Source organism: Oceanococcus sp. HetDA_MAG_MS8 (assembly GCA_019192445.1).
Lineage (GTDB): Bacteria > Pseudomonadota > Gammaproteobacteria > Nevskiales > Oceanococcaceae > MS8.
On record JAHCMK010000001.1, the window covers coordinates 467,044 to 492,699 of the forward strand.

The window sequence follows — 25,656 nt, forward strand, 5'->3', positions numbered from 1 at the left end:
CCTAATCCCGTCGGGTCTATCCGTGCGGTATGTTGTGGTCACTTGCTCAGTGTGCATAGGCGGTTTCACCACCGGTGCTAGGTGGCCACTGGCCGTATAACGCTCACCGCCAGTCCGCCTAAATGCGGGCAGACCCAGCGTTTTGCCTGGCATCGCGACGCTTCGGCGTTCATACATGGTCAAGAGCCCCTCCAATCAGCGGCTGAGCGTGATCGCTTCCGCTGCACTGACTAATGCGCGCCTCATCTGATTCTTATTCCACGCAATCCACAATTTTGTCCTTCCCGGAGCAATGTAGCGGGTTTTGAGCGGGGTGGCACCCCCTACGTGGAGCTTCTGTTGGTCCGGTATCGCTATGCTCTCGGCTTACCCGCTATAAGTGTTCCAGATGACCTTCGCGATTTCTGCTCAGGGTGTTCAGGCTGCTGCTGGTCGCCTTCAGGGGCATTTGGTGCGTACGCCTTTGCTGAGCAGCGTGGCCTTGGATGCTGCAGTGGGTGGTCGGGTGTTGATCAAGGCGGAAGGCTTGCAGACCTGCGGCAGCTTCAAGCTGCGAGGGGCGATGAATGCTCTGCTGTGTTTATCGTCCGCGCAGCGTGAGAAGGGTGTGGTGGCCTTTTCATCGGGGAACCATGCCCAGGCCGTGGCCGAGGCAGCGCGGCGCTTGAAGGTGCCGGCGACGATTGTGATGCCGGGGGATGCGCCGGCCATCAAGCGGGCGCGTACGGCGGCACTTGGTGCGGAGCTGGTGCTGTATGAACGCGGGAAGCAGTCGCGCGAAGAGATTGCGGGCGAGATTGCTGAGCGAACGGGCGCTTCATTGATTCCGTCCTTTAACCATGCGGATGTGATGGCCGGGCAGGGGACCTTGGGCCTGGAAGTATTAGAGCAATGCGCGGAGCAGGGTGCGCCCCTGCCGGATCAATGGGTGGTGTGCTGTAGTGGTGGGGGGTTGCTCGCTGGCATTGCGACGGCTGTGAAGGCGCAGACGCCGCTGGCCCGGTTGTATGGGGCGGAGCCGGCCGGCCATGATGATTTGGCGCGTTCTTTGGCGGCGGGAGAATTGTTGGCCAATACCGGCCCGGAGCAGGGTTTGTGTGATGCTCTGCTGGCGCCGAAAACTGGCAGCCTGATCTGGCCGATTTTGCAGGCTCATTTGTCCGGCGGTGTGGTGGCAGACGACCTACAAGTGCAGCAGGCCATGTTATGGGCCTTTGAGGAGTTGGGGCTAGTGGTTGAGCCTGGCGGGGCGGTGGCATTAGCCGCGGTGTTGGCCGGCAAGCTGTCTTTGGCAAATAAGACCACGCTGGTGGTGCTGACGGGCTCGAATGTGGATGCGGCGCTATATGCCCAGTGTTTGGCCGAAGGTGGCCGGCAGCGCCCCGCCATCTTTACTTAGCCTGTGGGACCGCTTTCCTTAGCCGGGCGTGCGGGCCACGTAGAGCATATAACTCCACCAGCCAAAGCGCTGGTTGGCCTGGAGGGCCGCGGCGGTTAGGGCGCAGCGTTGGCGCAGGCTACGCGGCAGGGTGTACTGCCGGCGGTAGTGTTGCCACCACTGGCAAAAGCCCGTGAATACCTGGCTGCTGAGATCGCGTTGGTGTTCCAGCTTCCAGCCTAAGGTGCTGAGTTGGGTGTTCAGCTCTGCAGGGGTTTGCAGCTGCTGGGCATCAATACCGGCCAAAGACAAACTGCTTAGGGCCAGGCCGCTGCTGAGTTTGGTGAGGGGCTTGGTGGCCTGCTTACGGGCAATGTCGGTCCAGGCGTAAAGGCTGCCGGGGCGCAGCACCCGCGCGAGCTCGCGCAGTAGTTGCGTTCGCTGCGGGAAGAAATAAGCGGCATCGACGCTGAGGGCCACATCCAGCGACTGTGCGGGCAAGCTGCTTAACGCCTGCGGTGCGGCCTGGGCAATGAGTTGATCCGATGACTGCAAGTGCGCTTGCAAGGAGGCCGTTTGAGTGGTGTCGGGGTTGATGGCCGTGATGGAGTTCACGGCATAGCGCGAGTGCCACAACGCACATTGCTGGCCTAACCCGGCGCCCAAATCCAAGACCTTGTGCCCGGCGCTGAGCTTCGCGGCATCGGCGACGGTGCAGGCCAGGCGCTCGGCGGCGGCCGCGTAAATATCACCAGCTTCCCATAGGCCCAGGTTGGCCCAGGCTGTAGGCGTGCTGCTTTCTTGATTCAGAGCCTCTTCGATAGCCACAGCACTCATGCCACGCTCATTGAGGCGAGAGCAAATGCTGGGCAATGGCTTCGGCGGAGGCGCAAGCACTCTCCAGCAAGGGCACGCCGCGCGCCGCATAGGAGCCGCAGAACCACAGCCGGCGTTGGCTGGGGCTTTGCCGCATGGCGGCCTGAAGACTGGCAATGGCTTTGCTGCTGCGGGTGTTGATTAAGGGGCGGGGGAATTCGGCTTCGGCCTCGATACGGCGTGGTTCGCACAAGGGGTTCCAGCTCTGGAACACGTTTTCGGCCTGGGTCTGCACCGGCAGTACGCGATTCAGCCAAATGGTGGCCATAGGGCGCTGGCCTTGGCGGTCGGCTCGAAAATTCACGCTGCTCCAATCGCGTGATTTTTGCGGCATAAGATTGGCGTCTTTGTGCACCACCACGCGGCTGTTCACATACTCGAACTGCTGTAGCAGCTGGCGCTCGGCGCTGTGGCGCTTGGTAAGTAATGCCGCCGACACCGGGGCAGGGGTGGCCAGAATGACGTGGTCGAAGTCTTCGGCGCTGCCATCTTCGTGACGTAGCTGCACGCCTTCGGCGGTGGCCTCCACCTCAGAAACGCGGGAGTCCAGATGCAGGCTGTGCAGCTTTTGGCTGAGAGTTTGCACCACGGTATCGGCGCCGCACACGGTGCGATGCACGGGGCTGTGGAGGATACCGCGGCGTAAGTAATCAATGACTTCGCGCGCCGGGGCCTGGCGAATATGCTGCAAGTCGCAGGTATGAATGGCGGCAAAGCTGGGGTAGAGAAACTGCTCGCAAAAGCCGCTGCTATAGCCGCGCTCGGTCAGGTAATCCTGCAGCGCCACATCGGCGCTGGGCAGCTGACTTGTGCGGTGATGAGTGAGCAGTAGACGGCCAAGATCGGTGGCGATATGGCGACCGGGCTTGCTAAGCAGGTCGCCTGCTGGCACCAGTGGCAGCGAGACTTGGGGCAGGGGGCGCCAGTTCTGGTAGCGAAAATAGCTCTGGCCCTCCACATCGCAAAAACAGGCTGAGTAATCGGTGGGCGTGGTGGCAATGCCGGCATCGGCGTATAGCGCTAGCAGGCTGGGGTAGTAGGCGGGGTAGATCACCCGCAGGGGGATATCTACGCGGGCGCCACCAAAAGAAAGGCCGTGCGCGGCCATTCCCAATCGCGGGTGGCGTTCATACAGGCTGATGTGGTGGTGTTGCCCAAGTCGGTAGGCGGCGGTCAGGCCAGACAGCCCACTGCCAATAATCGCGATTCGCATGCGCCAAGGCTGCTCAGGGTGAGAGCTGGCGTCAAGTGTTTTACTAATGGCCAGGCCCTAAATGACGCGGGCACCCACTGCCAGTTCACACACATGTGTTGCCCAAAGTGGCCGCGCAGGAGACTGGGGGGACTCCAGCCGACCATTCAGGACAAGGCATGTGATGTTGACTGGCTTTTGGCGATGGGGTGCCCGCATCCTCCGGAAAAGTGTGTGTGGTTGTAATTACAGGCCGCGACCACTGATGCCGGCATACACAAACTGCGGATAGCCGGGGCTGCCGTTTTGGTCGTAGTACTCACGCATTTGCAGCTTGTAGTTGTTGCCGTCGCGGCCACGTACCACATACACCACATCGCGGGCGGAAATATGGTGGATGCCGTTGCCGTCATCGCAGAAGCCGCTGTAGTAGTACCAGCCGAAATCGCTATCAATCCCTCCACATGCCGCGCGGCCGGTGTTCTCGGCTGGGGGCTGAGTCACCATGGCCAGGCCGGAATCGGTGTCTTGATGGAAGTTGGCATCTGCCGGTACCCCGGCAAGGGCTGCGTAATCTTCGCGCAGCATGTCGTGAATGCCGACATTGGCCGGGCCAGAGGAGCCTCCGTTGAGTTTGATGTCGGTACGCCGGAAAGCCAGATCCCAGTTGCTGTCGGCATTATCGGGCTGTACCTGCACGGCGTTGAGCAGGTCGATGTACACCCACAGCTGCTCATCGGAAGCATTGGCGGTGACTCGCTGGCTTTGGCCATCTCCGGCATCGGTAAATTCCACCCGGCCTTGGGGTGCCGGGCCGCCCTCGGCAGCCGCCGAGCTACACTCGCGCCCGCTGATTTGGTCTAGATCAAAAGCCGGAAAGCCGGGGTTGCCTTGGGCATCGTTGTAGCCGGTCATGCGCAGTTTGTAGTAACGGCATTCCACGCTGCGCATGATAAAAGCGGCGTTTTCGCGGGGGCTAATCATGTTGCCGCTGGCAGTGCCGCTGTCGCGATACCAGCCGTAATCACCGGCGCCCGTTGCGGGGTCGGGTTCCTGGTCGGCCGCGGGAACACGTGTCATGGCGTAGTTGATGTCACCACCGCCGAGCAGTGGCGGCAGGCCCGGAATCAAGGCCTCTAGCGGGCCCTCTTCGGTGGTGTCGGTGACATACTCCACCGCGCCGGGTGGTGGTGCTTGTGTGATGTCTTCCCAGGGATAGGGTGTGCCTTCGGGCTCCTTATCGCCGTAAACCACCACCTCTTGGCCATTGGGGTTGCCGCTGGCGCCGCCATTCAAGGCGATGTTGCTGCCGTTAAAGGCCAGGTCCCAGTCCTCACTTTGGGCCGGGTCGGCGGGAAACACCTGGGTTTGGCTTTCCAGATCCAGGTAAATCCAGGTGTCGCTATTGGCACTGACCACGCCACTGACAAAGCCATTGGGGTTCTGGGAAATTTGGATTTGCGGGCCGCCGCGTTGGGAAAGTGGTGGGAGGTCGTCCGATTGACCCAGAGCAGGATCGCTGCCCGTGCCCACGGGGGAAATGTCACCTGCGCAGGCGACGATAAACAGTGAGGACAGCAGGGCCAGGAATGGGGGAGTGTGTTGGCTCATAGCAGCTCCTTACGAATTTCGATGAGGAATTGACGGGGGGCGATGGGTAAAAACTGGGCGTCACCGGCATCCAGCAGGTTTTCTCCGCCGGCTGCGAGGGTCCACCCTGGAAGCAGGCTCTTGGGTTGCCATTCCAAGCGCAGGTCCAGCAGGGTGTAGTCGGGCGCCGTACCCGCCGCGGTGGGTGGGCCGCCACTGTCTAGCTCCAAGTTGAAGATCCGCTCGTCCACCCATTGCGAGCGGAGTACGGCTTCAAACTCGCCCACACGGTGCCGGGCCTGTAAGCCGAAGCGATGGGGTGCACGGCCACTGAGTTCGCCGCCATTGCTGCGGTTTTCGGTGCGCAGCCGGCTGTAACTGAACTCCAAGCGGGTGGCGGATTGCGGTTCCCAGGCCAGCAGGGCGTCGGCGCCGAATATGCGGGCGGTTTGCACGTTCTGGTAGGTGAAAATGGTGGGTGGGCCTGGCTCGGAGGTGACGATTTCGATGAGGTCCTCACCCAAGGTGGCGTAGGGCTGTAAGGAGAAGGTCCAGGCGTAATGGGGCATCCAGGTCCAGGCCAGCTGAAAGCTACGACTGCGTTCGGGTTGCAGATTGGGGTTGCCGTCCACGCGGTAGCCCACACTGGTGTTTTCAAAGCGCAGCAGTAGCTGTTTGAAGTCCGGTGCCCTAAAGCCTTCGCCATAGGAGGCGCGCAGGGTGTGTCTGGGGCTGGGGTCCCAGCGCAGGGCAAGTTTGGGGGTGAGGGCATCACCAAATTGGGAGTCGCGGTCATAGCGCAGACCAGACACCACGGTGAGGCCGGGGCGTAGGGCCCAATCATCTTGAAGGTATACCGCCTGCCGGTCTCGCTCCCCAGGCACGTTGAGCCGGTCGGCTTCGAGGGCTTCGAACTGGTATTCGGCGCCAATACTCAGTGTGCGTGCGCCGAGTTGCCAATCATATTGAGCACCGGCCACAAACAGATCGTCGATGGTGCGTTCGTCCAGGGTGGCATCGGGGTTGCCATCTTGGGTTTGCACAAATTGGTCGTCGTAGCGGGAAAAGCGCAGGTTGGTTTTCAGGTCGCCGCTGTCCCACTGCCATTGCGGGCTGAGGCCTATGCGCCAGTCCTCGATACGTTTTCGGGTTTGCAGCTGGCGCCCGGCGGTACCGCTGAGGTCGCGGGCCTGGTCTTCGATATCGTATTCCAGGTTGATATCCACATGGCTGCGCTCACCACTGAACCAGCGGCCCTGAAGCTGGCCAAAGGCGGCTTCACTGTCCAGGCCATCGCTTTGCGCGCGGCTGCCATCGATGTTGTAGCTATCTTGCTCGACCGCGCCCACGGTGGCTTCCAAGCGCAGCTTTTCCCATTCATGGCCCTGACGCAGGCTGATATCCCGCGAAAAGCTTTGCGCACGAGCCACCAATTCACCGGGTTGCAAGGCGCCATTGGTAATGATGTTGATGACTCCGCCCAAGGCATCGGAGCCATAAAGGGCTGAGCTTGGGCCCTTCACAATTTCGATCTGGCGGATATTCGTGGTTTTGAGCCGGCGCAGGTCCACCGCCCCATTGATACGCCCGTTGATGCGTTGGCCGTTAATCAGAATGAGCACCGACTCGGAACTCAGACCCTGCATTTCAATGCGCGAGCCGCGCCCTGCTTGGGGCACCACGTACACGCCGGGCTCGATGCGTAGAAGCTCGTCTACGTCGGTAGCGCCGCTACGACGAATACGCTCCTGCGGAATCACCTGAACCACCACCGGGCTTTCATCCAGAGTTTTTTCGGTACGGGTACCGGTTACTACGATGGTTTGCAGTGCGACTTCCGTCGATTGACCTGCTTCCTCGCTGTCTTCCAGCGTGGATTGAGGGTCATCCGATTCCTCTAAGGCGATGGTGGCATAAGGAGCAGGCTGCGCCCCGACCATGGGGCACAACAAGGCTAGGGCGGCACCAACAGTGCCGCCCTTGAGGCAGAGTTTGATCACGGGTTGCTAGCGACCTGGGTGTTGGCCACGGGGGTGAGTACCACGGCATCACCCAGTCGAGTGTGTTCTTCCAACGCCGTGGTCATGTCGCTATTCCAGTCTTCCGGCCCTTCGACTTGACCGGCGTAGACCAGACCCGCAATGGCGAACATCTTGCCCCAGAGGGTGCGCTCGTCTTTGCTCACGGCTAGTTGAACGGGTTGCGAACCATCCATCTGGGTGTTCCACCAGGCTCGTACGTCCGCCCAGAAGCTGTTCGTTTTGTCCCAGTAGTCGTATCCGGCTTGCATGTCGTGTGCGTCGCTGCGCACATAGGCGTTGAAGCCGCGTTCCCGGGCTAGAACATCGCTGGTGACGCTGTCGCCCTCGCGTGGATGCAGTACGCGCTTCATGTTGTCTTGTTCATGCAGCCAACCAGCGGGTGTGAGCAGGTGCACGTTGCGGGCGACCAGAACGTCGTAGTCATCCCGTTTGGTCCATTCCCGGCGGGGTAGGGGGCGACCGGTTTCGTCGCCTTCCCAGCGCGACCAATTGTCACCATGGTGCCAACGGCCAACGCTTTGGTAACGGGGGCTATCATCCACTTGCCACACCGTTTGCACCCAGGCACCACGGGATTGGGCCTCGCTCAGTTCTTCGGGCACCCAGGTTTGATGGCCATCAATAGGACCAAGGTAGCGGTAGACCACCTCCCGCTCGTAGTGCCAGTCTTGACGCCAATGCTTAACCACACTGCCGTCTTCGCCGGTGACCAAGATGTGCTGCAGAGAAATAAACTCCGGCTCGCTCTCCAACACCGTGACGATCTCGGTGGCGGTAGCGTGGTAGGGCTTTTTCAGCTCATAGCCGGGCGTCAGCGCGGCTGTCTCTTCAAAGCGAAAGTCCACATCAAACTCACCCACCATGGCGAGGATGGCGGCGCGGTCTTGTTCACGCTTGGTGTCAGATGCGGTGTCTTGGCTACCTTGCGGCAGTACGGCGCATGCGCTGAGTACAGCGGTTAGGGCAAGTGCACCAGCACTACGGAGCAGTGCTTGGCGGCGGGAAAAGGTGGGCATGTGTCGGCTCCCCAATAAAGCAAATGGCAATAGGAACGATTCGCATTATAAGTACGCCGTTATGCTGTTGCAAAGCGCCGGTGTTCATATGCTTAGAACAAATGACACAGGATGGTTATAGGAACCTTTCGGAATAAGAGACAAGGCTCTACAATTCGCCCCATGGATAAATTTCGTCGCGAGCGCGTGCTGAGCGTTCATCATTGGAATGAAGACCTTTTTAGCTTCCGGACGACGCGGGATCCCGGCCTGCGCTTTGAGAACGGCCAATTCATCATGGTCGGCTTGGAGCATGAGGGCCGGCCGCTCATGCGGGCTTACTCCATCGCCAGTGCCAACTGGGAGGAGGAGCTAGAGTTCTTCAGCATTAAAGTCCAGGACGGGCCACTTACCTCCAAGCTGCAGCATATCCAGGTGGGTGACGAGATCATGCTCTCGAAGAAACCCACAGGGACCCTGCTGATCTCCGACCTCAATCCCGGGCCGCGCCTGTATTTGCTGGCCACCGGTACCGGTCTAGCGCCGTTTATCTCCATCATCAAAGACCCGGAGACCTACGAGCGCTTCGAGACCGTGATTGTTACGCACGGCGTGCGCCGGGTGTCGGATCTGGCCTATCACGACTTCATCACCAAAGAGCTGCCCGAACACGAGTACCTCGGTGAGATGGTGCGCAAACAGTTGCGTTATTACCCCACGGTCACGCGGGAGCCTTATCGCCATCAAGGCCGGCTGACCGAGCTGCTAGCCACTGGGAAAATGTGCAAAGACCTGGGCTTGCCCCCGATTAACCCCGAACATGATCGGGCCATGATTTGCGGCAGCCCCAGCATGCTGGCCGATTTCCGCCACATTCTGGACGAGCACGGGTTTCAGGTGTCCAAGTTCATTGGCGATACGGGCGACTACGTTTACGAGCGGGCCTTTGTCGAGAGCTAGGGGACACTAGGTCTTAGACGCAGTCCATGTCCGCACTCTGGCAACGGCGCTGCCGGGCTTTGCATCGCGGGCTCGCTGCCGTGGTTGGCGTGCAGTTGCTATTTTGGGTACTCGGCGGTCTAACCATGGCCAGCCTGAACCTAGAGCGTGTGCGAGGGGCTGACCGCCGCGCCCAGCAGCCGCAAGCCAGCCTGAACTGGGAGCACATTCTTACTCCGGAAATAGCCTTAAAGCGAGCGGGTGTTACGGAGCCAGTGCAGTCCTTGCATCTGGAAACGCGTTTGAATCAGCCGCTTTACCTTGCCAATGCGAATCAGCAGCGTTGGCTGATTCACGCGGAAGATGCTCAGCTGTGGTCTCCACTGAGCGAGGAACGTGCGGTGGCAGTAGCCCTCGCGGATTATTCTGCATCGGCCACTGTGGAAAAGGTGGAATGGGTGGAGACGGCTGGCACCGAATACCGGGGGCGCGAGCTACCCTTATGGAAAGTGCAACTGACGGACGCACGTAGAACGGCTTTGTATGTCGACCCCTTCAGTGCAGAAGTCGTCGCGCGGCGGAATCGTTATTGGCGGATATTCGACTGGATGTGGATGCTCCACATCATGGATTACCGCCAGCGTGATGACTTCAATCATCCGCTACTCGTGGTATTTGCGGGTACGACTCTGGCCTTTGTCGTCAGTGGTGCCAGCCTTTTGTTCTTTGCCTGGCGACGGGGCCGAAACAAACCCGCTTAGCTGACGCCAAGCCCTCGCTGAGGGCAGCGTACTGTCGTCGATTGGTCACATCCAGGCTTTAGCATGGCCACCATGGCATCTGCGCAAAACTCTCACCCTTCGGCTCCTCCCGTTGTTGGGAAGCTCATCCTTGCTCTTGTTTCAGCGCTGAGTCTATTTGCGTGTGGAGGAGGGCGTCCTGCGGATGGGGAGGCTGTGGTGCTAGACCTCAATCAGCCACGCGTCATGACTTTTAATGCGGGCACCCCCGATTGCGACGACAATAGCAATGCCGATTACAGCTGTGCCGACGCCGACACTGCCAGTGAATGGTATGGAACGGGGCTCGCCCATCTGGCGTTGATCGCGGACGTCAAAGCGTTCATGGCGATCCAAAAACCAGCTGTGGTGGCCTTACAGGAAGTCTTCCACCCGCCTCTTTGTGCTGAAATTCCGCCGGAGCATCATGCCGGCTTCATCTGTGAGCGTTGGCAGTCTGGGGACCCCAGCGTTGCTCAAGAAATACTAGGGCCGGAGTATCAGGTGGCTTGTCATCAAAACCGTCCGGATAAATGCGCCGCTGTACATAACTCTTTCGGTCGCTTTGAAGGCTGTTCCACGGCTTTGTGTCTGAATGGCTTGGACGGTGGGCAGAGTGATGATTGCGGGGGTGGCACAAGGGTTGGGCGCGGACGCATTCTGCGACGAGATGGTCAGGCGCTCACCCTGGTGAGCGTGCACGGGACCTCTGGGGTCACACTGGAGGATCAAAGCTGCCGCGTGGAGCAGTTTGAGCAAATCTTCGTAGACCTTTTAGATGGCAGTGGTCAGCCCGCGGTTGGTGGGGTGGAGAACCTCGTCATGGGAGATCTGAACACCGACCCTGGTCGTTTTGCCTTGATTGACGCAAGTGCTGCGCGCTGGAATGAATTTGTTGGGCCCAACCTGCCGTTCCAAATGGTGACGCCCGTGGGGCTACTGTCCACGCCCACCTACCTGAATCTGATCAACATCGACCACATCGCTAGCGATGCTTACTCCGGTGATTGCTTTGTTGGGGTGCCCAGCGATGAAACCGCTTTTGATCATCAACCCATCATCTGTGACCTGAACCCCAGGCAATGAAGGTTTGGCGCCAATTCATCCTCTAGGGAAGAACGCTCGCTTGGGAGTTTGTCCGCGGCAGCATGCGCGAGGCATACCAGCATCCGTCTCCGGAGTAGCGATACAGGCGCTGAGGTTGCAGGCGCCCATGTTGCCAAGGATGACTGCGCTGCCGCCACGGTAGACGAATACGAAAGGGGTTTCGGTTCAGAGTTTCTAAGCATGCGGCTTGGGTATCCAAGCCCACCCAGGTTAAAGACTCGAAGAACAGTTGCACCGGGGGGGAGAGCTGATCCCAGGAAGCCAATTGCTGTTCGGACCAAGCTGCACCGACCGAATTCGGGCCAGCCTCATCCAAGCGCAGCAGCTGCGCGCCCAGAAGCAGTTGCAAAGTTTGACCATGGCAGCCCAAGTTATCCGGGCAGGCGCTCAGGTTAGTAATGATCAGACTCTGTTCTGGGGATCTTGGCATGGTCTTATTCTGCGCTTCGCATGCAAAGCAAAGGTCAAGACCATGGTCGCATGGCGAAGGTCGGGCGAGCGCTTGCAATAGAGATTAACGGCCACGCAAGCCAAGGTTAGCCTGTGCCATTGGCCATAATGCCTCTAAGGCAGCAGTTGAACCGCCCCTAGTTTGGTTTTAGCGTTGCACCACCGGCAGCACTACATGCGAAGGCTGCTCGGCTCCACTATGCACGCTGAGCAAACCTATGAGGCCGGAGAGCAAATCAGGGACTGGCGGTAGCCCATGAGGGAGGTCCGAGGCTCCAATACTGACCCGCAAGCGATGCCCCGGTGCAATCTCGAAGCTGCTGGGGAATACCTCGACCTGCATGAGCATGGCTTGACCAGGAATCACCGGTAGTTCGGTGTCTTCACTAAAAACATGCCAGGGTTGTAGGCTCACGCCGCCAATGCGGCGGCCACGGGCAAGGTCCACCGCTCGCTTCGAGGCCGTCAGGATGCCATTGGTGATCTCGCGTGACTGACCATTAGGGGCGACATCGGTGATGCGCACAACCAAACCCGCGTCCAAAGCCGTGGTGCTGATCCAGATATTGGCTTGTATTGGCCCATTCACATACAGCGGCGCTTCCAGGGGTGCGCTGGTGTAAGTGGCCTCCAACAACTCGGTGATGCGGTTATCGCTGGCACAGGGCAGGGGAAGCAACCCAATAACTCCGGCAGTCCACTGGCTGGCGCTCATGGAACAAAGGCCATTGACCGGCTGTTGTAAGACCAGATCTGTTCCTGCGTCGGTGGGGGGCGCTGCATCAAGGCCGCCGCCGGCCTGCAGATAAAGCCGACGCGGCCGCATGCGGGGATGAGGCCAATCTCGACTGGTTCGGTACTGCTCAGCCCCATACACATATTGCGTGACATCGGGTTGGTTCTCAGCGCCATTGCGCTGTTGCTTGAGGTAGCGGTCAAACCATTGCAGCGCAATATTGTCCAGGCTGGGAATGCCCTGTGCGGGCAAGCCTTCGCCGAAGGAGCCTTGCAAGTGAGTCCATGGCCCCATGAGTAGCTTGGTGGGAGCGTTGTTGCGCATGGCCTCGTAGAGCAGGGGCTGGCCACGCTGGAAAAGATCATTATTGCCACCGACAATGAAGGTGGGGATGCGCAGATCCTGGGCAAACTCTATGGGGGAGCGAAGGCGCCAAAAAGGCCCATCGTATTGGTTGGCACTGCCTAAGACGGCGTTGGCAATCTCCGCCACAGCAAAGGTCAATAGTGACCCGGTGACGTGGTCAAGCAAGGCATTAACGCCCACCTCCGGGTCTTCCATCAAGCTGACTACGGGCAGGGCGGCCAAGCCACCGACTAAGCCACCCCACAGTGGAATGAAGCCGGCGTTGACCTGCCCACCGGTCAGGAAGATGTCGCGGTAAGCATCGGCCATGGGCACGATGGCGAACATGGCTTTATGTGCGGGATGGGCGTGACGTGCGGCAAAAAACTGGGTGATGGCCATGTAACTCGGCCCGTAGGTGCCAATATTGCCGTCACAAAAGTCCTGCTGCGCAGTCCATTCCAGAACTTCGCCGAAATCGGCCTGGGCGGCTTCACCAAAACTGCTCCATGTGCCTTCAGAGGAACCAGTACCGCGCTCATCAACATACACATGAACGTAGCCGCGCTCGACGAAATAATCGGCATTGAAGATGGTTTGGCTGAGGCCTGCGTTATAGGCCGTGAAGGTCATAATGACTGGCAACGCGTCACCGACTGCTGTGCCGTTGTCGTCGACCGGGCGAGTAATGGTGGCCGCAAGACGAACGCCATCGCGCATGGTCAGCAGCACATTCTCACGCAGTACGCCCGCATATTGCGCATCTCGCTGATAATCGCTCCATTGTTTGGCGCGTTCTTGCGGAAGCGTGTCCTGCTCGTCCAATCTGGAGGCTACTCCAGCGTCTCTGCCCCCCTGGCAGCCTGCGAGCAATGTTGTGATGGCAACAGCAAGGCCGAAGCGCAATAGCGTATTCATGATCGGTCGTTGTCTCCCCAATGTCGCAACGCAGCGTAATGAAGATGCTTGGCCCTGTAAGCCAGAAACTGGCGCGCTGCTGTGTGGGTTCTGACTGACACGGCTCCGTTGTTCGTTTGGGCGGTGCTGGGCTGCGCTGGGCGACCTTGGGCGGAATTGTTATGGTGAGGCGAGAAACTTGGGCGAGGAGGACGCCACCATGTCCCCAATTTCTGCATTGCGCACACCGGATTCCCGGTTTATGGATCTGCCAGGCTTTGGCTTCAAGCCACATTACCTGGACGCTTTGCCGGGGTTCGAAGGGCTGCGCATGCACTATGTGGATGAGGGCCCGGCCGCTGCAAGCACAACGGTTTTGTGTCTGCATGGGGAGCCCACCTGGAGCTATCTTTATCGCAAGATGATCCCGGTATTTGCGGCGGCTGGCTGCCGGGTCATTGCTCCGGATCTATTCGGCTTCGGGCGCTCCGACAAGCCGGTTAAAGATGCCGACTACAGCTACCGTTTCCACCGGCAAAGCTTGCTGGAGCTAGTGCAAGGACTGGACCTGCAGAATATTTGTCTGGTCTGTCAGGACTGGGGCGGCATCCTGGGCTTAACTCTGCCCATGGATATGCCGCAGCGGTTTTCGCGTCTGCTGGTCATGAATACCGCACTACCGATCGGGGAGCCCCCATCTGCTGGCTTTATGGCTTGGCGAGAGTACATGCAGCAGACGCCGGACTTAGATGTGGGCCGGCTCATGCAAAGAAGTACCCAGGTGCTACGCCCTGATGAAGCCGCCGCCTACGATGCCCCATTTCCAGATCGCCACTATAAGGCCGGTGTGCGGCGCTTCCCGGAATTGGTCATGACCCATCCGGGCATGGAGGGTATAGCCGAGTCCAAGCGGGCGCTGGAGTTTTGGTCTCAGGATTGGGACGGTCAGAGCTTCATGGCGATTGGCCAAGCTGACCCTGTTTTGGGGGAGCCAGTGATGCAGTCCCTGCGATCACATATTCGGAACTGTCCTGAGCCTATGCTGGTTCCGGAGGCAGGCCACTTTGTTCAGGAGTGGGGTGAAGAGATTGCCCATGCGGCTTGTGCGCATTTTTGCATGGGGCTCTGAAGGCTAAAGGCTGAATACACGAGCTGTAGCGCTCGCTGACGCCCAGGATAGTTTGTGCGACTGAGCCTGCCTGAGCAATGACTGATCGATGGCGCGGTGGAATGAAGCTTGCCTCCGAGCCACAGTCCCCTGGTATAGCCGTATGGTTCGGCGCACACATTTGAGCAAGCCCTCCCAAGAGAGCGCAGTATCACCGTCGGCCGGCCAAAATAGCCTGCCTCGCTGGCGCCGACAGGCCCTGGCCAGATTGGGCCAAGTGACCTGGTCGCATTTCTCGCCCCACTCGCAACGCTTTGAAACGCCGGTGCAGCGGGCGATGCGCTTGCTATTGACGGAATTTCCCTTGGTTTCGGTTGAGCTGGTGGACTTTCAGCGGCGCAGCGGCTGGGTCACGCATGCCAGCGACGCAGGGCATGCTGTGGGCATGGCCCTTGATTTTGTGGGGCTGGTTGATGCTGAGGGTGAGGTAGCCTACGTATCCACCCGTCACCCGCATCGTTCTGGCGTGGGGCAAGCGCGGGATGCGTCGGCGGACTCGGCCATTCAAAACCTGCTAGGGCGCGTGGACTGTCATCAGCAAGGGCAGGTGGATACCTTGCTGTGTTGCCGCTTGAAACCTGGGTTACAGCAACCGCGCTTGTCGGCGGGGCAGACGCAACGCTTCGCAGTCTATGCCGACATTGTTCTAGACGGCCTTGCGCTGGCCCGTGAGCGAGCGAAGGCGCAGGTCTTAGAAGAACAAGCGCAGCGTACAGATGAGTTACTGAGTCAATTTGAACAGCTGAGCCCGGTTGGGCATTGGCGACTCGATGTGAATACAGCAGCCGTCCAGGTGTCTGCTGGAGTCAACGCCATTTACGGCATTCCGCCGGGGAACCTGGACCGGCCGCAGGTGGGTATTTCCTATTACGTTCCCGCGGATGCTCTCGTGATAGAGCGGTATGTTCAGGCCATTGTCGCCGGCGACATTGACCATTTCGATTTACAACTCTCTTTGGTCGATGCCGACTCCAATCGCCGCAGTGTTCGCACCACCGCGCGTCGGATGGGCTCACAAGTGGTGGGCACCTTGCAGGACCTCTCTGAGGCAGCCCTGCAAAAGTGTGTCATTGAGCAGTGCCTGCAGAACCTGGACATGGCAACGTGGGTGCTTGATACCCGCGGGCATTTACTCAGCTGCAATGGGCTTGCACAGCAGTACTGCCACATATTAGGAGTGCCATCCGACAAGGGTCTGTGGCCGAGTGATTGGTGCTTCGTGGATAGAGGCTTTCAGAGTGAGTTGGCCTTACAAATCTCCCGCGCCTATCGCGGGAAGGGTGGGGAGTTGGCCACTCCCAAAGCCGTTCTTGATCACTCCAAACTCATTGTAGAACCCATCTTCAACGCTGAGCAGGTGGTGCTGGGAGTTCGAGTGCAACTGCAAACCATGCCAAGCAGCATGGTGCAGCGGGAGGATGAGCTTATCGCTGCCATGCGGCTACTAGGGATGGGCACTGTGCATTGGTCTCCGCTCAATGGGGCGGTTCGGGCCGACCAGGCAGCGCTGAGGCTACTGGGCGTGAAAAATAAGCTGGGTTCGGTCACTTTGGAGCAGCTATTGTCCAAGCTGGATCACAAAGACCTGAAACAGCGTGAGGCGGCCATAGTGGAATTATGTTCCGGACGAAGCCCAGTGTATCGATGCCAGTACCGGATTCAGCTTGGCGATGATTGTTTTCGCGATATTGAGGAACTGGGGACGATTGTGGCGCGCTCGGCAGATCGTGCTCCGGCGAATGTGCTGAGTGTGCTGCACGACAATACGGCCCGTAACCAAGATCGTTATGCGCTCAAACTTCTTGAGCAACGATTCCAAGGGGCCTTCGAGCACTCCGGCATTGGCATGGCCATTGTCGGGCCAGATGGTAGCTGGGTGCGTGTGAACCCCCGCATCTGTGAAATCGTTGGTTATACGGAAGATGAGCTGTCTCGGCTGACCTTCCAAGACATTACTCATCCTGACGACTTGGAAAACGACCTCAGCCTGCTTGCCGAGCTCGCGGCGGGAAAACGTGCCAGCTACCAAATGGAGAAGCGCTACTTTCACAAAAACGGTAGCTTGGTGCATATCCTGTTGTCGGTGTCAGCCGTGCGGGACGACGTCGGAGAGGTGGTCCACTATGTCTCCCAGATCATTGACATCACCCAGCTCAAACAGGCCAAGGCTGAACTTGAGCGGTTGCTCCGTGTTGCCGACGCGCAGAACGCCTGGCTCAAGCAGTTCGCCCACATCGTGTCCCACAACTTGCGTTCACACAGCAATGGTTTGAGTGGCTTGCTGGCATTACTGACCGAAGATGTGCCCGAGCTAGAAGACCTGCGTGCCGGACAGTTGCTGAAGTCCTCCTGTGAGCGGCTCAGCGAAACCATTAGCGACTTAACGGAGGTTGTCCGTGTTCATATGAGCGATGGTGAACTCAGCTCGGTTCCCCTGGCAGAGTTTGTACAGCGGGCGGTGGACTCCCTCGCTGGCGTACTCAAGGATTCCATCATTGAGATTGATGTAGATCCCGATATTGTTGTGCTTGGGGTCCGGGCCTTCATCGACAGCCTTTGCCTGAACATGATCACCAATGCCTACAAGTACAAGCACCCTGAGCGACGATTGCATTTGCAGGTGCGGGCGCGAGAGCAGGGCGACAGTGTAGAGATTGACTTCAGTGACAATGGCCAGGGTATTGCCCTAGACCGGGTTGGAGACCGTCTGTTTGGGCTGTACCAAACCTTTCATACGCATCCGGATTCACGCGGCGTTGGCTTGTTTTTGGTGAAAAGCCAAGTGGATGCTATGGGTGGCAGCATTAGCGTGCAGAGCCGGCCCGAAGAAGGCACAACCTTTCAGGTGAAGCTACGCAATGCGCTACGGCAGCATGTCAGTGAGGCCGCCGAAACTAAAAGCTTAGGTTCCAGTTAAGGCTGTACCGCCGGCCGAGCAGTCGGTAGGTGGCCACATCGGTATTGGCGTCGTCGGCATTGATCACCAGCGGTGGCTGGGTATCGGTGAGGTTGCCAATGACCGCCGTAACGTCCCAGCCACTGGTACTCCGCCAGCTCAGACTGAGGTCATGGTAGCTGCGCGAAGAGATCCGCCGCTGGCTGCCAGCAAACAGGTCTCCACCGCGCTCGTCCATGCCATGGATGTACTGCAGCGAATACAACCAGCGCCAAGCCCCGGTGCTCGCTTGCAGGCTGTATAAGCCGGTCCATTGGGGGATGGCGCCGACATCTGGGGAGTACTCACCGGCACTCGCAAGTGCCGGCACATTGGGCTCCGTCCGGATTTGCCGCTCGATGATGTGACTCAAGAGCAAACGATGCGCCAAAGACCAGGAGCCGAGCCGGGGCCGCCAGCTGGCCTCGATGTCTAGGCCCTGCACCCGATCCTGGGCAATGTTGCTCAAGGGGCTGTTGATTTGCAGAAGTCGACCCTGATCGTCGCGTTGTATACGAGCGCAGGCATTGAGGTCGGCATTCGTGATGCATTGACGCAAAATGGACTCTGCGCTTAAGCCAGCAATGGCTTGGTCTATATCAATATCAAAGGCTGCCAGCCTGACTTGTGTTTGGTTGTTCGGGGACCAGTCCAAGCTAAGGCGCCATGTTTGGGCGGTTTCAGGCCGCAGCGCGGTGCTTCCGCCGCTCAACAATGGCACTTCGTTGCCATTGTCGGAAAAGCTCCCATCCGCGGGCACACCCTGATTGACGCAGCGTTGCTGCTCCTCGGGCGCCAAGTTGTTGAAATCAGCACAAGGGTCGTTCACGGCGGGATTCGTCTGACTGACGCCGGCGAAGAGCTCACCTACAGTTGGCGTGCGATAAGACTGCGCATACCCTGCGCGGGCTATCAGTCCGGGTGCAAGCTGTAGCCTAAGGCCTGCATCAACAACGGCGCGCGGAGAAAACAAACTGGTATCGAGCACCCGCAAGCCGAACTCGGCTTGAAGTCCTTGTTGGGTGATGGCGTTCCGCCACACCGGCACGCCCATCTCTAGGTAGACCTCTCGGGAACGAAAACTCCCTCGCGTAGCAGCACGCGCAGCGCCGGTAGTAGCTCCGGTTTGGGTTAACTCCGCCGGGATATCGCGTGCTTCCTCAGCGCGCCATTCTAGTCCCCAGGCCAGCTCTAGAGGGCCAGCGGCCAATTGCGCCAAATCACGCCTAGCGTCCCAGTTCACTAGCGTTTGTGCATTGCTAAAACTATCGCGCAGTGGGGCAATGCCAGCGTAGTCCAGCATCTCCTGGCTAATGGAGCCTGGTCCACCAAAGAGGTTCAGCGGTATACAGCCCTCAATGGCTAGCTCGGGACTGTCGCAGCGTGGCTGGCCGTCCTCGTCACGAAAGGAAGGCCCCAAGGCCAGCTGTAGGCGATCCCGCCGCAGGTCTCCGCTTTGAATTTGCTCCACCCGGTTCTGCCCATAACTCAGCTGCGCGGACCACTCCCACTGCGCCCAACTTCCTTGGGCGCCAAGTTCAGTGCGCCATAGCCGTGCTTGTTGTGAATAGCGTCGTGGTCCCGCCTCCACCAAACGTCGGCGAACATCCACCAACTCCTCGCCAAAGGGATTAAACAGGTTGTCAGCCGCAACGCTGACGCCGGGAAGGCGATTGGTGAAAAATGGGAGCGGAGCCAAAGTGGTACTGGACTCACGGTTTTGCAGCAGCCCGCGCGCATAAATGTCTAAGTGCTCAAACCCCTGATAGTTCCAACTGCCAAATAGCGACTGGCGCTGGTTGTCCTGAACAAGGTCCTCAAAGGGGTTGTAGTTGAATCGGTCGCTGTTGACACCGTTGTTGATGAAGGGACGGAAGTCATCAGGGGATGTGCCATCTTCACCATCAATCAGGGTCAATCTGCCCTGGCTGGTGCGGTAGTTACCCGCGGGCGGCGCTGAGGAAATGCCCCTGCTAAACACAACATTCTGGGGACCCTGAACCGATAACTGATCCGCTGAGTAACGTCGATCGGCCTTGCCCACCGGGCTTTGTCGATTGAGCTGAGCGGCCAAAAACCAATGCTGATCCTGCCCTGACTGTCCCCAGCTGGCATTGGCCTGCCATTGCTGGCCGTCTCCGCGCTCTGTCAGGCTGCCGCTGATACCAAAGGAAGCCCCCTTAGCTTGCTTATGGGTGATGATGTTTACGACTCCGGCGACGGCATCCGCGCCATACTCAACAGACGCACTACCGCTCAGAACTTCTACTGCGGCTACAGCGCTTAGCGGCAAGCTGGCTAAGTCCACGACACCGGCAGTGCCGTTGCCGCCAGCAATGAAGCGACGACCATTCACCAGAATCAAACTGCGCTGGCTGCCCAAGCCGCGCATATCCAGCGTTTCTATGCCGCGGGAGAGGCCCCCGCCTGCGCCCCGAGCCCCGACGCCCGTATTCAATGGGGACCCGATCATTTGTGGCAATAGCTGTAGAAGCTGGCCTAAGTTCTGGGCTCCGGTGTTGATCAGCTCATCGACCTCGATCCGCACAATGGGGCGCTCACCACCAGCTTCGGCAGATAAACGCGTACCTACGACGGATAAAGACTCAAGTTCGTAGGGTTGGCCTGGCTGGGTTGTCTCTGCTGCCAAGGCGGGGCCGGCAACGCAGCTGGCACCACATGCGAGCGCGAGCGCGCAGACGACTGTGCGGGTCATGAAGAGATGGGGAAATCAAGGTTCTATCGCCAGTATAAGGCTTCGCGCGACACCCTTCGTGCCATTCAGAGTAGTCCTAGACCGGCTCGAGGCAGACGACATTGCCGGCCCGTAGCCGCTGGCCCAGAGCGATGCGAAAAAAACAGCCCGCGTTAGCGGGCTGAATGAAGAACCGATTTCGGAGAGAACGCGCTGCGTTCATTCTTGTTTACGAAAGGTATATACGGTTTGGATGCAGACGCGAGTTGCTGGGCGCAGGGCGGCCTGCCATCTACCCACGGCGGATTAGGATGATATGCCCAGGTCGTGGCAGTGCTCCGAGCGCTCTACCGCATCGGCATGAGGCCCGGTCCCCAGGCAACGGTCGACACTGGTGAGGGTAAAGCCATACCAATAGTTTTCATTGCGAAAATGGTGCAGGCGATGGGCGCGAAACAGGCTTTGGTAGTAGTGAAGACGCGGACGCACCCGTGTATGCACCAAAAAATGGGTCCACTCATAGTTCAAAGCTGCTAGCGCAACACCGCACACCATACTCAGCGCTAAGGCCGGCTGTGGACTCACGAACGCGAGGACGAACAACAGGCTGCCGGCGACGAGGTGCAAAACCGGGGGAAGGAGGATCAGCCTGGGATCGGTCGGAGATCGGTGGTGTGCGCGATGCTTTTGTGACCATGCCAAATCCCAGGTGCGTGAGCCCCAACGGATCGGTTTCATATGCAGTACATAGCGATGTAAGGTCCATTCAATCCATGGCCAGAGTGCAATGCCGGCCAGGAACAACACGCCGTCACGCCACACTATGGGGGCGAGCTGAGTGCGGGCGATGGCGCTTATAAGGGCAAATAATGCGAGCAACCAAGGGCTGGGAAAACTGAGCCAGGCGCGCATGGCCTGGGTATAGCTATTGAGGGCTGCTGTGTCCGTGCAGGCCATGGGTGTCTCCTATGTCTTTGCCGCCGAGGGAGGCTTGCGAAGAGAGCATAGCCTAGACTTCGTCAAATCTCCGACTGACATTTTCTTGACACTAGGGCGAGCAACCTGAAATTGCCAATCGGAAATACAGGGATGCTTCGCCATGACAGACATGATTCAAACTTTGGAAGACTTGCTCACCACTGCAGAGCTCAGCCGTACCGAGCGCGATAGCGTGGAGCAGGCTTTGGATGAAGGCTATGAGGCATTAGATGATCGCCACAAGTCTTGTATCCGGCGTTTACTCAATAGCACCGCAGCCGGTCAACATCGTCCAGGAAGTGTGCTCGCCAGATACCGCCAGCGACGTGCCCAGCAGCTGGCCAGCCCCAGAACGGTCGCGCATTAATGGATGGTATGCAGTGGTTTGCAGGCCCAGGTTTGGGTAGCGGTAGGTCGGCAGCGGTCTACTCGCCATGCGCCAAGTGCGTCCACACTATTGCGGAGCTGGGGCATTCCATAGCCTAGGGTTAGGCCTGTGAACATCGCTCTAAGGCAGTGTCTGGCAGTTGCAAAAGCCTGCCACACGGAGCTTTAAGCACTCAAGAGGTGGACTGGGCCAGCTCTTCAGCGAATCGGCGACGAACGCTGCGCAGGTACTGCGCAGGCCAGAGCCTCCACAATATGCTGCCAAAAGCGCTGAGGCTATCTCCGAACAACCAGGGCTTGTTGTGTTGCCAGGCCCGGTGAATGCGCCCGGCCATCCAATCCGCATCGCGGATACGACCAACGCTGGTGCGACGATGCTGAGCGCGCTGGCCATCTGCTCCCAAGGCATGTTGCTCAATATTGGTGGCTAGGAAGGATGGATACACATTAAGCACGCTCACACCCTGGTCTTTCAGCTCCAGCCTTAGCACTTCAAAAAATTGCGCCAAAGCCGCTTTGGCTGCGCAATAGGCGGCCCTTCCAGGGACCGGCATCCAGCCCGCCATGGAGCCAATATTAATAATGCCGCCCCGGACCTTCACGATGGCCGGGAGCAGGGAATGGGTGAGTTCTACTGGAGCCTGCCAATCTACCGTCATCACTTCTGAGAAAACTTTGACATCGGTGTCTTTGATCGGCGATCGATGCGTGATGCCAGCGTTGTTCACGAGCAGGTGCAAATCTCCGCCCCAGGCGTGTATTTGCTCAACAATGCTGCGTTGAGTCTGGACTTGGCGCAGGTCCCCAGTAACGACTGCCACCTGGCAGTGCGGCACTAGCTCCGCGCGCAGGCTCTCCAGCCCGGCGCTATTCATGTCGGCGATCAGCATGGCGCTGGCTTGGTTGGCAAAACGTTGCGCCAAGCAACGCCCAAGGCCGCTAGCCGCGCCAGTCACAATAATGATGTGGCCTTTCATAGCCTGCCTCGCGAACGTGCATGCTCCACAAAATAGGCAAAGACCTCAGCTGAGGTTTTTTGCGGGGTGTAACCGAAGCTCGTTTTTAGCGCGGTGTTGGCCAGAACGGGGCGATACTGCAAAAAGCGCACTTGCTCTGGGCCATAGCGGCCGAGGCCTAGAAGTTGGCCTAAGCGCAAGGCACTGCGGAGCAGCCAAGGCGGTAAAGCCAAGTAGGGCTTGCCCAGCTTTTGAGCGAGTTCGCGCAGGGGGAGGGCGCCGTCACCAGCCACATTAAACTGGCCGGCCTTGGATTGGAGCACTCCGTCATGGATGATTTGAACTAAGTCCTGATCCCAAATAAACACAAAAGGCGAGTCGCTTCCACGCACGCCAATCAGGGCACGCTGCGCGAATACGGCGGTGATTAGGTTGTTCGTGTCGGCACCAAGCACGGTTCCTACACGCAATACCAATTGGGCCAATTGAGGATGCTGCTGACGGTACTCGGCGAGGAGCTCTTCCACCTGTCGCTTGTGATCGGAGTAAGCAAACTCGGCATTCCCCCGCAGCGGGTCATTTTCGCTCAACCATGCCGGAGAGTCAGGGTGATATCCATAGGCGGCTCCGGAACTGGTCACCGTGAGGTGCTTCACTCCCGCCTGCAGGCAGCAGTCCAAGACATTGCGGCTACCGTTGACGTCGATATCGAAGTCGCGTTGGCGATCTCCAGAGTCCTCCAATACAGCGGCGAGGTGCACCACATGGCTGATGGATTCCTGCCGCAGCAAGTGCTCCAGTTTGGGGTCACGAATATCCAGAGCCTGTATTGGGAAACCCATGTTCTGGCGTGGGCGGATATCCACACCGATGACATGATGCTTTGCGGCGAGCCGAGCGCCCAGTTGCGAGCCCACATATCCTGCGGCCCCAGTGATCAAAATATTCAAGGCGCACTCCTTGCCCAATAACCGGCCAGGCTCAGCCCGGAGATCAAATGCCAAATACCCCAGCAGGCGGCAATGAGCAGCATTCCATTGGCATGCGGAAAGAAGGTCAACAGTAGGCTTAGCCCTAAGGCCGAGTTTTGAATGCCGACCTCCATAGTGACGGCGCGACCCTGCGGCCGGCTTAAGCCGGCCAGCTTTGCCGCGGCTGCTCCGAGTATGAGGGCCAGGCTGTTGTGCACGATGACCAGAGGAATCACCAGGCTAAGCGCCTCCCGCAGTAATCCGAGATTACGCTGAAAGGCGAGGGCGACCAACGTGAAAAAAATAAGCAGCGATAGGGCGCGCATGGGTCGATCGGCCGCTTTGGCCCACTGTGGCCAACGGCGTGCGAACAACATGCCTAGCAATAGGGGCAGCCCCAGCACCACCGCAATGAGGGCCAACACCTCTAAAGGGGCAATATGGACCTCTTCCAACAGCGCGCGCGTATGCGGATTGAGCGAACCATAAAAGGCAAAGTTCAGCGGTGTGAGAACAATGGCTGCCGTTGAGGACACCGCGGTCATCGTGATGGAGGTGGGCAAATCTCCACGGCCTAACCACGTCATGATGTTGGAAAAGGTGCCGCCAGGGCAGCAGGACACCAGAATCATGCCGAGCCCGACCTCTGCGGGAATGGCCGCCCCACAGACCAGCAGCGTTGTTGCTCCTGGGAGCAATACAAACTGGGCGAACAAGCCAATCATAGGGGCCTGCGGGTTGCTGATCAGGCGCCTAAAGTCGGCAAAGCGAATCTGCATACTGGCGCCAAACATCATGAGGGCGATGGCGCCGTTGAGTAGTATCAGATCCTTTGCATCTAGGGCGAGTTGGGCTTGCGCCATCAAGCCGCCCGTGCTCGGCTGTGACTGGGTGTTGCTGCTAAACCCTTACTGAGCTGGCGCAGATGCTTGTTTAAGGCCTTGAGATAGCTCGCCTTGTTGACGTAGTAGGCCATGCGATCGAGTGGCAAGTAGGCATAGCCACCGTCCAAACGCTTGTCAGCATGCTGCTGCTTGTGTTTTTTGAAGTGTGCAGCTGCCGGCGTTTTCTGATCCAGGGCTTTGAGGTAGGTGGCAACCAAGGCTGCTTGTTGGTTGCGTCCTTCCCAGCCCAGTCCGGACGCTTCCACCATGCCAAGCATGAAGATGTCGTCATGCTCTGGATGGAAGATATTCATGTACAGCTGGGGCGCGGCACCTTGCCAATGCAACTCGGCGGAATCTACGAAGGGGTAGTCCAGCTCATAACCCGTCGCCTGCAAGATCAGGTCGTAGTCGGCTTCGCTACCATCGCTAAACTGCACTGTGCTGCCTTGCACCGCGCTTATGGCCGGCCTGACGCCCACATCGCCATGTCCGGCATGGTGCAAAAGCAAGGTGTTCATGACCGGGTGGGACTCGTACAAACGGTAATCCGGATCGGGAAAGCCGTAATCCGAAGGTCGGCCTACAGCGGCGCGAATCAGCGCGGCATCGATGCGTTGCTTGAGGGGGCGCGGCAAACTCACCACGCCGCCCAAGGTGTCGATGGCTTGGCCCTTGAGGAACTTGGGTAGGAAGTAGTAGCCACGGCGTACCGACATATCCACACTGTTGGCGTGGTGAACGGCATCCACGGCAATGTCTGCGCCGGAGTTGCCACAGCCCACAATCAGCACGCGCTGGCCATGAAAGACCTCTGGCGATTTGTAGTCTGCGGAGTGCATCACATGGCCGTCAAAATCACCGGGCAGCGCGGGTTTGTGGGGCTTGTGTAGCGTGCCATTACATAACATCACACCCTGAAATGATTGCCGCAGCTCCTGCCCCTCGCTGCGTGAAGTGACCACCCAGCCGGTGTCACTACGGCTCAGGCTCAGCACTTCCGTGTTAAAGCGAAAATGCGGGTACAGGTTGAAATGCTTGGCGTAATCGCGAAAGTACTGCCGCAATTCAGAATGATGTGGATAGGTCGCCACATCCTCAGCCATAGGGAACTCGGCGAACTCGGTCATGCCCTTGGATGAAATCAGGTGGGCTGACTCGTACATGGTGCTAGTGGGCGAAGTGATGTCCCACAAGCCACCGACATCCGAATGGATCTCAAACCCAATAAAGGGCAGGCCTTGTTTTTGAAGGTTGCGCGCCATGCTCAGACCCATGGGGCCAGCACCAATGACTGCGTACATTACGTGTTCTCAAAGTCTCCTCAATGCACATTTTAGCCTGTGCTCTCGGCCT

The 25,656-nt window shown here is 58.8% G+C and carries 20 protein-coding genes; 7 read left to right on the top strand and 13 right to left on the bottom strand.

The features are described from left to right. The first annotated feature begins 388 nt into the window (after positions 1-388). Complete coding sequence (locus KI787_01880) at positions 389-1,399, top strand: threonine/serine dehydratase (protein ID MBV6628681.1); 1,011 nt, start codon at positions 389-391, stop codon at positions 1,397-1,399. Positions 1,400-1,417: 18 nt separating this feature from the next. Here the strand turns inward: KI787_01880 and KI787_01885 are convergent, their stop codons facing one another. From KI787_01885 to KI787_01905, 5 genes are all read right to left on the bottom strand, one after another. Next, a complete protein-coding gene (locus tag KI787_01885) occupies positions 1,418-2,215 on the bottom strand; it encodes a class I SAM-dependent methyltransferase (protein MBV6628682.1) in 798 nt (265 codons plus the stop codon). 7 nt (positions 2,216-2,222) lie between these two features. Then, positions 2,223-3,467, bottom strand: a complete 1,245-nt coding sequence (locus tag KI787_01890) for an FAD-dependent oxidoreductase (GenBank protein ID MBV6628683.1) — start codon at positions 3,465-3,467, stop codon at positions 2,223-2,225. A 225-nt stretch (positions 3,468-3,692) separates the two neighbouring features. Next, on the bottom strand, positions 3,693-5,057 hold the full coding sequence (locus KI787_01895) for an HmuY family protein (protein ID MBV6628684.1): 1,365 nt from the start codon (positions 5,055-5,057) through the stop codon (positions 3,693-3,695). Next, a complete protein-coding gene (locus tag KI787_01900) occupies positions 5,054-7,036 on the bottom strand; it encodes a TonB-dependent receptor (GenBank protein ID MBV6628685.1) in 1,983 nt (660 codons plus the stop codon). The genes KI787_01895 and KI787_01900 overlap by 4 nt, the downstream gene beginning before the upstream one ends. After that, positions 7,033-8,094 (bottom strand): hypothetical protein, encoded by a 1,062-nt coding sequence (locus tag KI787_01905; protein ID MBV6628686.1) that lies wholly within the window; start codon positions 8,092-8,094, stop codon positions 7,033-7,035. Before KI787_01905 ends, KI787_01900 begins: the two co-directional genes overlap by 4 nt. 162 nt (positions 8,095-8,256) lie before the next feature. Between KI787_01905 and KI787_01910 the strand changes: the two genes are divergently transcribed. The 3 genes from KI787_01910 to KI787_01920 all read left to right on the top strand — a co-directional run bounded on the left by KI787_01910 (position 8,257) and on the right by KI787_01920 (position 10,877). Continuing rightward, on the top strand, positions 8,257-9,033 hold the full coding sequence (locus KI787_01910; GenBank protein MBV6628687.1) for a ferredoxin--NADP reductase: 777 nt from the start codon (positions 8,257-8,259) through the stop codon (positions 9,031-9,033). 26 nt (positions 9,034-9,059) lie between these two features. Further along, positions 9,060-9,773: a hypothetical protein gene (locus tag KI787_01915; GenBank protein MBV6628688.1), complete on the top strand. Its 714-nt coding sequence runs from the start codon at positions 9,060-9,062 to the stop codon at positions 9,771-9,773. 225 nt (positions 9,774-9,998) lie between these two features. Then, complete coding sequence (locus tag KI787_01920) at positions 9,999-10,877, top strand: hypothetical protein (GenBank protein MBV6628689.1); 879 nt, start codon at positions 9,999-10,001, stop codon at positions 10,875-10,877. Positions 10,878-10,899: 22 nt separating this feature from the next. Here the strand turns inward: KI787_01920 and KI787_01925 are convergent, their stop codons facing one another. Further along, complete coding sequence (locus KI787_01925; GenBank protein MBV6628690.1) at positions 10,900-11,328, bottom strand: hypothetical protein; 429 nt, start codon at positions 11,326-11,328, stop codon at positions 10,900-10,902. A gap of 168 nt (positions 11,329-11,496) precedes the next feature. Continuing rightward, positions 11,497-13,347, bottom strand: coding sequence for a CocE/NonD family hydrolase (locus tag KI787_01930; GenBank protein ID MBV6628691.1), 1,851 nt, complete (start codon positions 13,345-13,347; stop codon positions 11,497-11,499). Between the two features lie 199 nt (positions 13,348-13,546). Here KI787_01930 and KI787_01935 point away from each other — a divergent pair, with 199 nt between their 5' ends. Both KI787_01935 and KI787_01940 read left to right on the top strand, forming a co-directional pair. Continuing rightward, positions 13,547-14,455, top strand: coding sequence for an alpha/beta fold hydrolase (locus KI787_01935; protein MBV6628692.1), 909 nt, complete (start codon positions 13,547-13,549; stop codon positions 14,453-14,455). Positions 14,456-14,771: 316 nt separating this feature from the next. Further along, positions 14,772-17,411 carry a PAS domain S-box protein gene (locus tag KI787_01940; GenBank protein ID MBV6628693.1) on the top strand — a complete coding sequence of 880 codons (2,640 nt, stop codon included), beginning with the start codon at positions 14,772-14,774 and terminating at the stop codon, positions 17,409-17,411. Here the strand turns inward: KI787_01940 and KI787_01945 are convergent. Together KI787_01945 and KI787_01950 are read right to left on the bottom strand one after the other, a co-directional pair. After that, positions 17,389-20,145, bottom strand: a complete 2,757-nt coding sequence (locus KI787_01945) for a TonB-dependent receptor (protein ID MBV6628694.1) — start codon at positions 20,143-20,145, stop codon at positions 17,389-17,391. The genes KI787_01940 and KI787_01945 overlap by 23 nt on opposite strands. A 285-nt stretch (positions 20,146-20,430) precedes the next feature. Further along, a complete protein-coding gene (locus KI787_01950; protein ID MBV6628695.1) occupies positions 20,431-21,081 on the bottom strand; it encodes a sterol desaturase family protein in 651 nt (216 codons plus the stop codon). Positions 21,082-21,223: 142 nt separating this feature from the next. Between KI787_01950 and KI787_01955 the strand changes: the two genes are divergently transcribed. Beyond that, positions 21,224-21,469 (top strand): hypothetical protein, encoded by a 246-nt coding sequence (locus KI787_01955; protein ID MBV6628696.1) that lies wholly within the window; start codon positions 21,224-21,226, stop codon positions 21,467-21,469. 193 nt (positions 21,470-21,662) lie between these two features. Here KI787_01955 and KI787_01960 read toward each other — a convergent pair whose 3' ends face one another. From KI787_01960 to KI787_01975, 4 genes are read right to left on the bottom strand one after another with little or no spacing between them, the layout of a single operon-like run. Beyond that, on the bottom strand, positions 21,663-22,466 hold the full coding sequence (locus KI787_01960) for an SDR family NAD(P)-dependent oxidoreductase (protein ID MBV6628697.1): 804 nt from the start codon (positions 22,464-22,466) through the stop codon (positions 21,663-21,665). Beyond that, positions 22,463-23,395 carry an SDR family oxidoreductase gene (locus KI787_01965; GenBank protein ID MBV6628698.1) on the bottom strand — a complete coding sequence of 311 codons (933 nt, stop codon included), beginning with the start codon at positions 23,393-23,395 and terminating at the stop codon, positions 22,463-22,465. The genes KI787_01960 and KI787_01965 overlap by 4 nt, the downstream gene beginning before the upstream one ends. Then, a complete protein-coding gene (locus tag KI787_01970; GenBank protein MBV6628699.1) occupies positions 23,392-24,279 on the bottom strand; it encodes a bile acid:sodium symporter family protein in 888 nt (295 codons plus the stop codon). Before KI787_01970 ends, KI787_01965 begins: the two co-directional genes overlap by 4 nt. Next, positions 24,279-25,604, bottom strand: coding sequence for an NAD(P)-binding domain-containing protein (locus tag KI787_01975; protein MBV6628700.1), 1,326 nt, complete (start codon positions 25,602-25,604; stop codon positions 24,279-24,281). The genes KI787_01970 and KI787_01975 overlap by 1 nt, the downstream gene beginning before the upstream one ends. Positions 25,605-25,656: the final 52 nt, after the last annotated feature.